Raw genomic sequence first — 13640 nt, 5'->3', positions numbered from 1 at the left:
CAGGTTTTGATGACAATAGAAGAACTTACTTTTGTAAGTTCTTTTTGTCTAGACTTGGATCTTTGATTTCTACATATGCATTTGCACGTACTTCACGTAACCAACTATCAATTTCGGTATTAAATTGACGTTCACCTAAAATCTGACGTGCCATACGCTCTTGATATTCATGAGTCATATCTTTTTCGCGTTTGTCTGTCACTTGTAAGATATGCCAACCAAATTGAGTTTGGAATGGTTCACTAATCTGACCTACAGGAATCTCCTGCATTTTTTTATCAAATTCAGGCACCATCATTCCAGGTGTTACCCAGCCTAAACTTCCGCCATCACGAGCGGAACCTGTATCATTTGAATAGGTTGCTGCTAATGTTGCAAAATCCTCACCAGCTTTTAAGCGTTTGTAGATGTTATCAATAATTTGCTTGGCATTCTCAAGAGTCACCACTTCAGATGGTTGAATGAGAATGTGGCGGGTTTGAAATTGAGGTACTAAAGCTTTTTGCTCATTTTGTTTGCGTTCAATAAGCTTTAAAACATGTACACCATCACGTACCGATACTAAGTCAGTTGTTTGTCCATCTTGTAAAGGAGTAATGCGAGCAGCGAGTTCGGCAGGAATATCAGACAGTGGGCGGAAACCCATGTCAGCACCTTCAACTTTTACATTTGCAGTTGAAAGTTTTTTCAATGCATTTATATCGTTACTTTGCGCAAGCTTTGAACGCACTTCTTGAGCTACAGATTGAACTTCCTGTGCATTGTCACCAGAAATGCGCATATGAATTACATGTGCTTGATTACCTAGCGCAGCTTGTCCCTGAGGTGATTTTAAGAAGTTTTCTACATCTTGATCACTGATTTTAATACGAGACATGACTTGTTGTTGACGTAAACGGCTAATCGCTAGATCTTCAGCGATTCGACTACGTAAACTTTCATAAGTGCCTGGTGCCATAGCATCCAATTTTTGCTGGAAAGCTTCTAAACTTTTAGACCCAGATTGACTAGCTACTTTAAGTACAGCTTCATTTAAGCTCTTTTCATCAGGTTTGATGCCATATTTTTTAACTTGCTCAAGCTGTGCTTGACGCAAGATTAATTGATCCAATACCTGAAACTGTAAATATTGCTGAGGTGGAACATCTTTTTTTTGTGCTTGCAGTTCATGAGCTGCTTCAGCCATACCTTGTTGAAGATCGCTTTTTAAAATTACGCTATTGTCCACAATTGCCACAACTTCATCAGCGGGTTGGGCAAAACTATGCATTGATGAAGAGATTAGGGCAGCAAGTGTAGTTGCTTTAAAAAACTGTTTAAGATGCTTTGTCTTCATTAACGTTGTGTCCAAGATTGATTAATTTTGTTAAAACCTAAAACGCGATTTTCAAGTAAAGACGCGAGTTTATTGTTTAAACCACCTAAACCTTTTAGTGTAACTTCAGCCATGATCGCACGCTTTTCACTAACATCTGGAGATTTTGGATCGTCTAGATCGTTATAATACGAGCGGCCGTAGACAGAAATACCCCAGCAACATGACTCATAGTTAACTCCTAGTAAGAGTTCGCGGGCAACATCATTGTCCATGTCATATTGTACGTGCCCCATAATACGCCAATTGTCTTTAATTGGTTGTATAAAGGATGCAACAACTTGGTCGTAAGTGTCTTGACGGCCAGGAATATCTTTACGATAGAAATAGCCTAAGTTATATAGATTTCCTTTGTCACCCGTGTAGTAAAGTTGGAAATCACGTTGAGCATTGTCGCCATTCGACATCCATGCTGAGTTAGCAGCAATAGTGAAGTTTTGATTAAGTTGGCTAGATAAGCTAACAACAGGGCCAGTGTTACGCTCGGTGTCAAACTCATCTTGCTGTTTTAATGTGACACGACGGTCTTCAAAATAATAACTTTGACCAACACTTGCACGTAAACGCTCTAAACCTACAGTATCGAAGAGGCTGTAACTTACACCTAATGATAAGAAGTTGTTGTCTTCAAGACGGTCATGTCCATAAAAACGGTATGGATTAAATAACTGATCATAACTAATTGACGCAGTGGTTGAGTCAAAGTTAGGGTAGCCATCTTGATTTTTGTAGGGAGCATATGCGTAGAAAGCACGTGGCGTAAGTGTTTGTAAGTACTTACCATCACGCTCAAAGTTCAGTCCGGTATCCAAAGTGAATTGTGGCACAATGACTGATTTATTTTCAGAACCACCATCTAAACCTTGAGATGCAATACTGTCCTTATCATAAAACGTTTGAATAGAACGTACTGAAACTTCAGGAATTACAAAAGCTGCCGGCGTACGGTAGTTATAACGTGTTGCGAACTGATTATAAATACGTGTGCCGCTACTTTCCTGAGCAGAGTCATCATTAATCGATTTTTTAAAGTAAGCGGTATCGTTATTAAATTCGTATTGTAAGCCTAATGGATTACCAGTGACATAATTTAATAAAAATTGTGGTAAACGAGCATATGGCTTATCTACGTCTAGAACCTCTGGGTCAAGTGTCTGGAAATCTTCGACTTTAAGCTGTGCTTTTAAACCCGGAATACCATGTTGATAGTTAAGTTCCCATGCTCTACGTAAGTTAAGATCGGTTTTAGAGTTAGGGCTACTATCTAAGTCAGAGAAATAATCTTTATCTGATGCATAGTTATATTCAAGGTTGGTAGACCACTGATCGTTAATTTCCCAATTATGTAAAAAATGGAAATCTTTACGATCTTTATCGTCATAACCTTTGTCAGATGGCAAGATGCCACCCCACATTTCACCAGCGCCAAAGCCATCAGTTAAATAACGGAAGTCACCTTTTAACATTGCACCACGATCTGCTAAATAACGTGGAGTAAGTGTCAGATCATAGTTAGGTGCAAGGTTTAAATAGACCGGAACAGAAAGTTCAACACCACCATCGTTTGAGAAACCAAACTGTGGATTGAGAATACCGGTAGTACGGCGGTCGTCAATTGGGAAGTTAAAGTAGGGAACAGCTAGAACAGGGACGTCCTTAACATATAGTTTTGTTCCACGAGTTACGCCGCGTCCAGTTTCCTGATTTAACTCAATTTTATTAGCTTGAATTTTCCAACCCGGTTTTTGGCCTGGTGGGCAAGTCGTATAGGTTGCATCATTAAGAACCATAACATTTGGTGAGGTTCTTTCTATTTTTCCTGCGTGACCATGGGCATGTTGTTGTTCAGAAATATAAAAACTATTGTCTAAATTCCCGGTTTGGGTTTTTAGGTTGTAATTAATTTCATCACTCTGTGAAAGTAACCCGCCTTGAGCTAACTGTACTCGACCTTGTGCATGTGCAAAGGTTTGGGTTTTATCAATCGTTACTTTGTCAGCGCGAACTGTGCGTCCTTCCTGATCAATAACGACGTCACCTTCTAAAACAGAATCACCCGCTGGGTTGTAATGTCCGTAGTTAGCCGTAACGACAGAAGTCGCTTTATCGGCATCTAAAGCTTTTGTCTCAGGGTTAATCGGTGTAACCCATGTACCTTGGCAAAATGCCGAGCTTAAATATTTATTGTCACGAAGCTGAGCTTCAGGTGCAGATTTATCAACATAGTATTGCTGAAAAAATTCTTGGCCTGGGTAAGCTTCCTTGATGCTCGCTTTAAGTTGATTATTGTCTATATTGGAGACAACATCAGTTGACTCAGCATAACTTGATTGTATGGAGCCACATAAGAGCGTAAAAATAGCTGTCGCTAAAGGATTAAATTTAAACTGATGCTTCATTGTCTCATTAACCAAGTATGCTAATTCACAATTAATTATTGTCGCATCATAGAGAAAAAGTTTATAAGTGGCTACACTTAACCCTTCAAAAATCTCAGCTTGTTTTAGATTTTATTGCAAATGAATACACAACGTGAACAATTGATATATACATGGCTTACATCTGTTCTGGAAAATGATCAATTTAAGATCGCTTTTTTAGCAGGTGATGCAAGCTTCCGCCGTTATGCGCGTATCCAGTTACAAAATAAAACGTATATGCTCATGGATGCCCCTCCAGAAAAAGAAGACTGTGTTCCGTTTGTGACCATTGACGAGTTTTTTGCGAGCCATGGCGTACGTGTGCCTCAGATCGTCGCAAAAGATCTGACTCAAGGTTTTCTGTTATTGGAAGACTTTGGTGATGTACTTTTATCGACATTATTAACTGATGAGACAGTTGATAAATACTACGAGCAAAGTTTTAAGCAGCTTATTCACTTGCAGTCTATTGACGGGACCAATCAGTTCCCAGCTTATTCTTACGAAAAATTAATGTCGGAAATGCAGCTACTCACAGACTGGATGTTGCCATCGCTTTCTATTCAGCCGACTGCTGAACAGAAAAAAACGATTGATGATGCATTTGACTTCTTGGCTCGTGCTGCATTAGCCCAACCGCAAGTTATTGTACATCGAGATTTTCATAGTCGAAATTTGATGAAAATTACCGATGAGCAAGAGTTAGGGGTAATTGACTTCCAAGATGCTGTTATTGGCGCTGATACATATGACCTAATTTCCATTACTCGTGATGCATATGTTCAATGGAACGCTGATCGTGTTTATCAATGGTTTAAAGTTTTTTATGACTTATTGCCAGAGTCGGATAAACAAAACCGCAGTTTTGAACAATTCAAACGTGATGCAGATTTAATGGCGATCCAACGCCATATTAAAATTTTAGGTATTTTTGTTCGCTTGTTTGAACGTGATGGTAAGTCGGGGTATTTGAAGGATTTACCACGTGTCATGTGGTATTTGCTCGAAGAAAGTAGTGGTTACGCTGAGCTTGAAGAGTTTATGGTGTTTATAAATAACATTGTGATGCCTAAATTTATCGAGAAATATGGTAGCTATGAGGTAGCAGCATAATGAAAGCAATGATTCTTGCTGCTGGCTTGGGCAATCGTATGCGTCCACTTACGTTATATACACCAAAGCCTTTGCTCGAGGTGGGTGGTAAGCCGCTAATTGTATGGCATATTGAAAAACTTAAGAAAATTGGTGTGAATGAAATAGTCATCAATTCTGCATGGTTGGCAGATAAACTCATCAGTAGCTTAGGCGATGGTTCTCAATTCGGTGTTGATATCCGTTGGACACGAGAGGATGAAGGACTAGAAACAGCTGGTGGAATTATTAATGCTTTGCCACTGCTTGGAACAGATCCGTTTATTCTGGTGAATGGAGATGTATGGACCACAATGGATTTTGAAGCTCTCCGCCATATTAAGTTAAATGATGATTTAGCCCATCTTGTATTAGTTGATAACCCTAAACAGCATCCTGAAGGCGACTTTACATTATTGGATGGTCGCGCTTTTACATTTGATCAAGATGTGACGGGCGAGAACCTCACTTTTAGTGGTGTATCTGTTATCCATCCTAAGCTTTTTGATGGATTGGAAGCGGGTAAACGTCCTTTAGCCCCACTGTTGAAGCAAGCGATGCACAATCAAAAAATATCTGGTGAAAAGCTTAAAGGTGCATGGGTAGATGTGGGAACGCCTGAGCGTTTAATGGAGCTAGATTTGCAAATTCGTGAAGGCTTCTACGATTAAGTGTGTAATCCCTAATCGTTAACTAGTGTTCCACGATGCATAAATCGGTATACTTTGTTTTAAATTTTACTTAGATGTTATCTGTTTATGCATCCGTTTTTTCAAGAGTTACAACAGGGTAGTCAAAAATTAGGTTTATCGCTTAGCGATGAAGCTTTGACATTATTGTTGAAGTATCAAGATGCTTTGGTACTTTGGAACAAAGCTTATAATCTAACAGCGATTCGTGATCCAAAAGAAATGTTAGTGAAGCATTTGTTGGATAGCCTAAGTATTTTGAAAGATTTGCCAGCAGGTCGTTTGCTCGATGTAGGTACAGGTGGTGGTATGCCGGGCATGATCATTGCTTTATGTCAGCCGGAACGCTCTTGTGTATTGCTTGATTCAAATGGTAAAAAAATTCGTTTTTTGAAACAGTTTATTGCTGACCTTAAGCTTAAAAACGTAATAGCTGTGCAAACGCGTGTTGAAAATCAAGATACAATTGATGAGCTTGGTCAATTTGATGTGATTACAAGTCGCGCTTTTGCTTCTTTAACGGATTTTGTAGATGCAGCTCAGCCATATTTACATCAGAGCAGTATAATTGCAGCAATGAAAGGGGTTGTGCCAGTTGAGGAAATTGAGCAACTTAAGCAGGACTTTTCATGTAAAGTGATTGAGCTGCGCGTACCAAGACTTGATGAACAACGTCATTTACTTTTACTTCAACGTATTTAAATAAAAAGTATTAGGGTTACCATGGCTCAAATTATTGCGATTGCAAACCAAAAGGGTGGTGTTGGTAAAACAACGACTGCAGTAAATCTTGCAGCGTCTCTAGCTGTATTAAAGAAACGTGTATTACTTGTAGATATGGATTCACAAGGTAATGCTACGATGGGGTCCGGTATTCAAAAGAACGATCTTTTGTACTCCATTACGGATGTGCTACTTGGCGAAGTACCAATTGAAACAGCTATTCAAAAAGCAGAAGTCGGATATAAAGTTTTAGGTTCTAATCGTGAACTTTCTGGTGTTGAACTTGCTATTGCAGAGCAAGAGGGTCGTGAATTCATTCTAAAAAATGCTTTGAATGAAATTAGAAACTCTTTTGATTTTATTATTGTGGATTGTGCCCCAAGCTTGAGTTTGATTACTGTAAATGCCTTAGCAGCGGTTGATAGTGTAATCATTCCAATGCAGTGCGAGTACTATGCGCTAGAGGGTTTGGCTGATTTAACGCAGACTATTGATCGTATTCAAAAAGCATTAAATCCTGATTTAGAAATTATTGGTGTATTACGTACAATGTACGATGCACGAAATGCTTTAACACGTGATGTATCTGCGGAGCTAGAGCAGTATTTCGGTAAAAAACTTTATGATACCGTTGTTCCACGTAATGTCCGCTTAGCAGAAGCGCCAGCACATGGTTTACCTGTGATCTATTTTGAGAAAAGTTCTAAAGGTGCAGTTGCATACTTAAATCTTGCAGCTGAGATGTTAAAGAAAAGTAAAGTGAAGAAAGGAAGTAAAGTATGAGCATCAAAAAACGCGGATTGGCTAAAGGACGTGGTTTAGATGCATTACTTGGTTCAATTCAAAAAGAAAAATTACAACTTGAAGCACAGGCGCTTGACCACGGACAGTTGAAACAAATTGATGTAAATTTATTAAAACGTGGTGAATATCAGCCACGTCGTTTTATTCATGAGCATGATTTACAAGAGTTAGCTTCTTCTATTGAAAAACATGGGGTAATGCAACCTATTGTAATTCGTCCAGTTGATGATGAAGCGCACCCATATGAAATCATTGCGGGTGAGCGTCGCTGGCGTGCAGCACAACTTGCGGGTTTAACTGAAATTCCTGCAATTGTTCGTGATTTAAATGATCAGGTTGCTATCGCTTTAGCACTCATTGAGAATATTCAACGCCAAGATTTAAATCCGATTGATCAAGCAATAGCTTTACAGCGTTTTCATGATGAATTCGGTTTAAGCCATCAAGAAATTGCTGACACAGTAGGAAAAGCACGTACTACAGTAAGTAATTTACTTCGTTTGTTGAGTTTGGCGGATGAAATTAAAGATTTCATGCAACAAGGCCAGCTTGATATGGGGCATGCTCGAGCTATCTTGACGTTAAAGGGTAAAGATCAATTAGACGTTGCTAAAATTGTAATTGAAAAAGGATTATCTGTTCGTCAAACAGAGCAATTGGTGCGTGATAGAAGTGAGCCTAAGCAGGAGAAGGAAAAAGCACCTGTAGCACCAGATATTGAACAATTGACACAAAAATTATCAGAGCGTTTTGGCGCTAATGTGAAAATTGATCATAATCAAAAAGGTAAGGGTAAGCTTGTTATTCATTACCATACCTTAGATGAGTTAGATGGCATTTTAAATATTTGTTTGCCTGATTAATTTACATTTGGGTCATATATTTCTAATTTTATATTCTTGGGGAAGAAGATATGTGGGAACTTGTGAGAGCGGGTGGATGGTTGATGCTGCCTTTAATTCTATGCTCAATTTTAACTGTTGCGATCAGCATTGAACGTTTTGTTCGGTTAAGACGTTCACAAGTTCTACCCAAAGCATTAATTGATGATAGTTCGTTAAGAACTGAAGATATTGTGGAAAATTTGGAACAAAATGTAGAAGTGCAAAACAGCGCATTGGCTCACATTTTAAAAGCAGGTTTTGATCATCGTGAGCATGGTGAGCAATTTGCACGTGCACAAATGGAAGTAGCCGCTTCTCAAGAAATTTCTTATTTAGAAAAAAATATTAATTTCTTGGGGACTTTGAGTGCTGTGGCGCCTTTATTAGGGCTGCTTGGTACAGTAGTCGGGATTATTGAGTCATTCCTTGTGATTGATTTTGGATCGGCAGGTAGTCCAAGTTTAATGATTCCGGGTGTTTCTAAAGCGCTTATTACTACAGCTGTGGGAATGTTAATTGCGATTCCTGCTTTAGTTGCTTATCGCTATTTTCAAAGATTAGTACAAGATTATATTGCTGAACTAGAGCAGCAATCGACTTTATTTCATGCCTCATTGTTCTATAAACATTCCTCGTCTATAGCAGAACATCGTCGTGTTGGGTGATGGGTGAATAGCCAGATGAAATTTAAACGTTCTCAGGTTGAAGACATCCATATCAATTTAACGCCTATGATTGACTGTTTGTTGTTCATTTTGGTTTTTTTATTACTATCGACTACTTTTAATCAGCCAAGTCGCCTCAATTTAACGTTACCAGATGCACAAGGTGTTCCACCAAAACAGTACGATCACAAAATTGAAGTCGTGGTAGACTCTTCTGGTCATTATGCTGTAAATGGTCAGGCACTTTCGTCTAAAGAGGTTGCTGATCTGAGTACTGCGATTAAGCAAGTTGCTCAAGAGCGCCGTGATTTTATGTTCATCATTGCTGCGGATGCCAAAGCGTCTCATCAGGATGTAATTCGCGTTATGGATGTAGCAGGACAACTCGGTTTTGTTAACATCAATATTAGTACCAAAGTTCCTTCTAGAGGTTTTTCTGAGTGAATCAAGATTTTAAGGTTTATTTGCGTCTCATAGCCTATTTAAAACCTTATTGGGGCGTGGCCTTATTAGTACTTATCGGGTTCGGTATTAACTCAGCAACAGAAGTCTCCGTTGCTAAATTGATTAAATTTATTATTGATGCAATCCAAAATAGCAGTAGAGGTGATTTGGATTGGTTCCCATTATTAATCATTTTATTGGTTTTTTTCCGTGGTTTAGGCCTATTTATGGGCGGTTACTATACTGCGGTGATTTCACGTAGTTTAGTTTTTAGTATTCGCCAAGAAGTTTATGCCAAACTTTTAAGACTACCAGCACAATATTACCTTGATAATTCATCTGGCCATATTACTGCCAAGATTATGTATAATGTTGAGCAGTTAACGGCAGCTTCTTCGGAGTCATTAAGAACCATCGTTAGGGATGGGATGATTACATTGGGATTATTGGGTTATCTGTTTTATACCAATTGGCGCCTGACTCTATGTATATTTGTATTTTTACCAGTCATTGGCGTATTGGTACGTAAAGCTTCAAAAAGAATGCGAAAGCTTTCTTTACAAGTCCAAGATACGATGGGTGACGTGAATCATGTTGTTCAAGAAAGTATTAATGGTAATGCGGTAGTAAAAAGTTTTGCGGGTGAGGAGTCTGAACAAGCACGATTCTATAAGTCCTCAGAAGAAAACTTAAAACGTGGTCTGAAAATGGTAATTGTGCAAAACCTGAATAGCCCCGTGGTTCAGGTGGTGATGGCTTGTGCTATGGCCCTTATTGTATGGTTAGCTTTACGTCCACAAATTTTGGGTAGTACGAGTGCTGGCGAGTTTGTAGCTTATATTACAGCCGCTGGTTTGTTAGCAAAGCCAGTTAAAAACTTGACTGATGTTAATGAAAAGCTACAACGCGGTTTAGCGGCAGCTCACTCTGTTTTTGAATTATTAGATTTGCCTGAAGAGCAAAATAATGGCCATTTGAAACCTAAATTAAATGGTGCGATTCGTTTTGATCATGTAGTATTAAATTATGCTGATGGTGTACAAGCGATTAAAGACTTCTCTCTAGATATTCTTCCAGGTCAAACTGTAGCATTAGTTGGACGTTCAGGTGCTGGTAAAAGCTCATTAGTTAATATGTTGGTACGTTTCCAAGAAGTATCAAGTGGGCAAATTTATCTAGATGATGTGCCAATTAATGATATTGATCTTTCTTGTCTGCGTACACAAATCGCAATGGTAAATCAACAAGTTGTATTGTTTAACCGTACTGTTCGCGAAAATATTGCTTATGGTCAGTTGCAGGGTGCCTCAGATGAGGAAATTCATGCGGCTGCAAAAGCTGCATATGCACATGACTTTATTATGAATTTACCAAATGGTTATGATACTGTCTTAGGTGCACAAGGTCTAAACTTATCAGGTGGACAACGTCAGCGAATTGCTATTGCTCGAGCAATTTTAAAAAATGCTCCAATTTTAATTTTAGATGAAGCTACAAGTGCTCTAGATAATGAATCTGAACATTTTATTCAGCAAGCATTTGATGAAGCGATGCAAGATCGTACAACTATTGTTATTGCTCATCGTTTATCAACAATTGAAAATGCTGATCGTATTGTAGTAATGGATCAAGGGCAAATTGTTGAACAAGGTACCCACCAAGAACTTCTTGCAAAACATGGTGCTTATTATCAATTACATCAGCGTAATTTCGAGGATAACTAAGCATGTCATTAGCCCAGCTGATCCAAAATGCATGGAATAAGCAATCGAGTTGGTTGATTGCTTTACGTCCATTATCGTGCTTATATCGCGCTGGGTTTCTATTCAATCGTAATCTTTATAATTCGGGTTTTAAGCAAGTTTATAAAGCACCCGTGCCTGTGATGGTTATAGGGAATATCACAGTAGGTGGAAGTGGAAAAACTCCCTTACTAATACAACTGGTGAATTATCTACAGCAGCATAATATAAAAGTAGGGGTAATTAGTCGGGGATATGGGGGGGATGGTCCTTTTCCAATGCTGGTTACCTCGGGCGGCCAAGTAGCTCAGGCTGGGGATGAGCCAGCATTAATTGTTCAGGCTACAAGTGTACCAATGGCGGTAGGTCCTAATAGACAGGCTGCAATAGAGTTATTGCTTGAGTCATCAGAAATAGATTTGATTATTAGTGATGATGGGTTGCAGCATTGGGCATTAGGTCGACAGATCGAGTGGATTGTACTGGATCAAAATCGAGGTTTAGGGAATAAAAAATTATTACCTGAAGGCTATCTGCGAGAGCCTATTGAACGTTTAGAAACTGGAACAGTGATTGAGCATACTCATAAACCTGCTACAGAATTAAACATGCATCTCGAGACAGGACAGCCATATTTACTTAACCCTTTATCTAATTCTAAACCAAGCTTTAATCTTGAGAATAATTATCATGCTGTAATCGGGATTGGCTTTCCTCAGCGCTTTTATCAAACACTTAAAGATCTGGGTTTAAAACAATTTCAAGAGCATGCATTTCGTGATCATCATGATTACACAATCAATGATTTAATTTTTAATGACGAGCTGCCACTTATTACAACTGAAAAAGATGCAGTTAAGCTATTGCCATTACTTGAAAAGCATCCTGAATTTAAACAGTCTATTTGGGTGGTTCCTGTTAAAGCCGTCCTGTCTCCACAGTGTTATCAGGTTTTAAAACAGCAATTGCAAGAACTTGATATTCAATTATCTTAGGTAAAAAAAATGAAACACATCGTCATTCCAGCACGCTTCTCAAGTTCGCGTTTGCCAGGTAAACCATTGTTGCTTATTCATAAACGTCCTATGATTTTACGGGTAGTTGATCAGGCAAAAAAAGTCGAAGGTTTTGATGATCTGTGTGTGGCAACAGATGACGAGCGTATTGCTGAGATTTGCCGTGCAGATGGAGTTGATGTAGTTCTTACGAGTTTGGATCATCCCTCAGGTACAGACCGTTTAAGTGAAGTTGCTCGTATTAAAGGTTGGGATGCAGACGATATTATTGTAAATGTTCAAGGTGATGAACCTTTGTTGCCAGCTCAACTTGTCCAACAAGTTGCGAAACTTTTGGTAGATAAACCAAATTGTTCAATGTCTACTTTGTGTGAGCCGATTCATACCTTAGATGAGTTTCAGCGGGACAGTATTGTAAAAGTAGTCATGTCTAAACAAAATGAAGCATTATATTTTAGCCGTGCAACTATTCCTTATGATCGAGATGGGGCTAAGCACGCTGAACCGACTTTACATACACAAGCATTTCGTCATTTAGGTTTGTATGCTTATCGAGTGAACTTATTACAAGAATATGTAACATGGGATATGGGTAAGCTTGAAAAGCTTGAGAGCCTTGAACAATTACGTGTTTTAGAAAATGGTCATCGAATTGCAATCGCTGTAGCCGAAGCAAATTTACCACCCGGTGTGGACACTCAAGCTGATCTTGATCGCTTAAATAATATGCCTGTTGAATCTTTTGAATAAGCGTTAATTTTTAATGAATCCGAATGTAACTTCAAAGGTTTATCCTTGGCAGCAAACAACATGGGATACCTTGACTACAAGGTTTCCTAATATTGGACATGGTCTCTTATTTTACGGCAAGCAAGGGTGTGGGAAACATGCTTTTGCTAAGCATTTTTTAGCATGGGTGCTTTGTTTAAATAAGCAGCTGCAGGGCCCTTGTGGTGAATGTAGTAGTTGCCAATGGTTAAAATCAGACACTCATCCCAATTATGTTCATATCACAACGGATGAAGAAAATAAAAAGCAGAATGCGAAAATTAAAATAGAAAAGATACGTGACTTACTACCTTTCGTACAACAAACGGGAGAAGGTTGGCGCGTTATTGTGATTGAACCTGCTGAGGCGCTTAATTTGGCATCTTCAAATGCTTTACTAAAGACTTTAGAAGAACCAGGCGAGCGTGTTGTTTTAATTTTGCTGGCTGATCACTACCTTAAATTACCAGCCACTATTCGTAGCCGTTTACAGCACTTTGCTTTGGATCGTATCTCCTACGAGCAAGCCACTTCCTATTTGAATGAGCATTTATCTGAACTTGCAGAAGTGCAGCCTGATTTACTGCTTGGCTTATCTAATGATATGCCTTTGCAAGCAATAGAAATTGCTCAAAGTGACTGGTTTGCGAAAAGGCAAATTTTCTTAAATGATTGGCTTAAAATCGTTGCTCAAAAAAATATGCCTTTATTTTTCTCAGGCAAATGGCAAAAAGAATTAAGTTTTAGTGATTTTATAATGCTTTTTGAATACTTGTTGGGTGATTTAATTTGTGTCAAGCTAAATCAACCACAAAAAAATACTGATTTAGATTTTGATCAGTTAAGCTCATATTATGATTTAGAAAGCTTATTTAATATTTATAATGAATTACAACAAGCAAAAAAGCTTGTTGAGCAAAATGTACAAAGTCAACTAATTATAGATCAGTTGTTTATAACATTAATGAATATTTAAGGG

The 13640-nt window shown here is 38.5% G+C and carries 13 protein-coding genes; 11 read left to right on the top strand and 2 right to left on the bottom strand.

All coding sequences use genetic code 11. The annotated features are described in order from the left end of the window. Positions 1–25 precede the first annotated feature (25 nt). Positions 26–1336: a peptidylprolyl isomerase gene (locus KTI79_RS09140; protein ID WP_086375777.1), complete on the bottom strand. Its 1311-nt coding sequence runs from the start codon at positions 1334–1336 to the stop codon at positions 26–28. Further along, positions 1336–3774 carry an LPS-assembly protein LptD gene (locus KTI79_RS09135; protein ID WP_032053787.1) on the bottom strand — a complete coding sequence of 813 codons (2439 nt, stop codon included), beginning with the start codon at positions 3772–3774 and terminating at the stop codon, positions 1336–1338. Before KTI79_RS09135 ends, KTI79_RS09140 begins: the two co-directional genes overlap by 1 nt. 120 nt (positions 3775–3894) lie before the next feature. Between KTI79_RS09135 and KTI79_RS09130 the strand changes: the two genes are divergently transcribed. From KTI79_RS09130 to KTI79_RS09080, 11 genes are all read left to right on the top strand, one after another. Continuing rightward, positions 3895–4908, top strand: coding sequence for an aminoglycoside phosphotransferase family protein (locus KTI79_RS09130; RefSeq protein ID WP_086375778.1), 1014 nt, complete (start codon positions 3895–3897; stop codon positions 4906–4908). Beyond that, on the top strand, positions 4908–5597 hold the full coding sequence (gene murU / locus KTI79_RS09125; RefSeq protein ID WP_032053789.1) for an N-acetylmuramate alpha-1-phosphate uridylyltransferase MurU: 690 nt from the start codon (positions 4908–4910) through the stop codon (positions 5595–5597). Before KTI79_RS09130 ends, murU begins: the two co-directional genes overlap by 1 nt. Before the next feature lie 87 nt (positions 5598–5684). Continuing rightward, positions 5685–6317: a 16S rRNA (guanine(527)-N(7))-methyltransferase RsmG gene (rsmG, locus tag KTI79_RS09120; protein WP_032053790.1), complete on the top strand. Its 633-nt coding sequence runs from the start codon at positions 5685–5687 to the stop codon at positions 6315–6317. Positions 6318–6338: 21 nt separating this feature from the next. Next, on the top strand, positions 6339–7121 hold the full coding sequence (locus tag KTI79_RS09115; RefSeq protein ID WP_002121458.1) for a ParA family protein: 783 nt from the start codon (positions 6339–6341) through the stop codon (positions 7119–7121). Further along, positions 7118–8005, top strand: a complete 888-nt coding sequence (locus KTI79_RS09110; RefSeq protein ID WP_017399496.1) for a ParB/RepB/Spo0J family partition protein — start codon at positions 7118–7120, stop codon at positions 8003–8005. The genes KTI79_RS09115 and KTI79_RS09110 overlap by 4 nt, the downstream gene beginning before the upstream one ends. 50 nt (positions 8006–8055) lie before the next feature. Continuing rightward, positions 8056–8691, top strand: coding sequence for a MotA/TolQ/ExbB proton channel family protein (locus tag KTI79_RS09105; protein ID WP_032053791.1), 636 nt, complete (start codon positions 8056–8058; stop codon positions 8689–8691). Positions 8692–8706: 15 nt separating this feature from the next. Further along, positions 8707–9135, top strand: a complete 429-nt coding sequence (locus KTI79_RS09100; protein ID WP_005069548.1) for an ExbD/TolR family protein — start codon at positions 8707–8709, stop codon at positions 9133–9135. Further along, the gene (gene msbA, locus KTI79_RS09095; RefSeq protein WP_032053792.1) at positions 9132–10859 is read left to right on the top strand and encodes a lipid A export permease/ATP-binding protein MsbA; all 1728 of its coding nucleotides are present in this window, start codon (positions 9132–9134) and stop codon (positions 10857–10859) included. Before KTI79_RS09100 ends, msbA begins: the two co-directional genes overlap by 4 nt. 2 nt (positions 10860–10861) lie before the next feature. Next, positions 10862–11872, top strand: a complete 1011-nt coding sequence (gene lpxK, locus KTI79_RS09090; RefSeq protein ID WP_032053793.1) for a tetraacyldisaccharide 4'-kinase — start codon at positions 10862–10864, stop codon at positions 11870–11872. A gap of 9 nt (positions 11873–11881) precedes the next feature. After that, complete coding sequence (gene kdsB / locus KTI79_RS09085; protein WP_032053794.1) at positions 11882–12643, top strand: 3-deoxy-manno-octulosonate cytidylyltransferase; 762 nt, start codon at positions 11882–11884, stop codon at positions 12641–12643. Positions 12644–12656: 13 nt separating this feature from the next. Beyond that, on the top strand, positions 12657–13637 hold the full coding sequence (locus tag KTI79_RS09080) for a DNA polymerase III subunit delta' (protein WP_086375779.1): 981 nt from the start codon (positions 12657–12659) through the stop codon (positions 13635–13637). The last annotated feature ends 3 nt before the right edge of the window (positions 13638–13640 follow it).

This window comes from Acinetobacter sp. WU_MDCI_Abxd143 (assembly GCF_025514195.1).
GTDB lineage: Bacteria > Pseudomonadota > Gammaproteobacteria > Pseudomonadales > Moraxellaceae > Acinetobacter > Acinetobacter pittii_H.
Note: the sequence above shows the minus strand (reverse complement) of the source record. Positions and strands in the feature narration are given on the sequence as shown.

What these genes read in the sequence shown, in the direction of transcription:
- KTI79_RS09140 (WP_086375777.1), bottom strand. Translation starts at nt 1,336, where the DNA reads ATGAAGACAAAGCATCTTAAACAGTTTTTTAAAGCAACTACACTTGCT.
- KTI79_RS09135 (WP_032053787.1), bottom strand. Translation starts at nt 3,774, where the DNA reads ATGAAGCATCAGTTTAAATTTAATCCTTTAGCGACAGCTATTTTTACG.
- KTI79_RS09130 (WP_086375778.1), top strand. Translation starts at nt 3,895, where the DNA reads ATGAATACACAACGTGAACAATTGATATATACATGGCTTACATCTGTT.
- murU (WP_032053789.1), top strand. Translation starts at nt 4,908, where the DNA reads ATGAAAGCAATGATTCTTGCTGCTGGCTTGGGCAATCGTATGCGTCCA.
- rsmG (WP_032053790.1), top strand. Translation starts at nt 5,685, where the DNA reads ATGCATCCGTTTTTTCAAGAGTTACAACAGGGTAGTCAAAAATTAGGT.
- KTI79_RS09115 (WP_002121458.1), top strand. Translation starts at nt 6,339, where the DNA reads ATGGCTCAAATTATTGCGATTGCAAACCAAAAGGGTGGTGTTGGTAAA.
- KTI79_RS09110 (WP_017399496.1), top strand. Translation starts at nt 7,118, where the DNA reads ATGAGCATCAAAAAACGCGGATTGGCTAAAGGACGTGGTTTAGATGCA.
- KTI79_RS09105 (WP_032053791.1), top strand. Translation starts at nt 8,056, where the DNA reads ATGTGGGAACTTGTGAGAGCGGGTGGATGGTTGATGCTGCCTTTAATT.
- KTI79_RS09100 (WP_005069548.1), top strand. Translation starts at nt 8,707, where the DNA reads ATGAAATTTAAACGTTCTCAGGTTGAAGACATCCATATCAATTTAACG.
- lpxK (WP_032053793.1), top strand. Translation starts at nt 10,862, where the DNA reads ATGTCATTAGCCCAGCTGATCCAAAATGCATGGAATAAGCAATCGAGT.
- kdsB (WP_032053794.1), top strand. Translation starts at nt 11,882, where the DNA reads ATGAAACACATCGTCATTCCAGCACGCTTCTCAAGTTCGCGTTTGCCA.
- KTI79_RS09080 (WP_086375779.1), top strand. Translation starts at nt 12,657, where the DNA reads ATGAATCCGAATGTAACTTCAAAGGTTTATCCTTGGCAGCAAACAACA.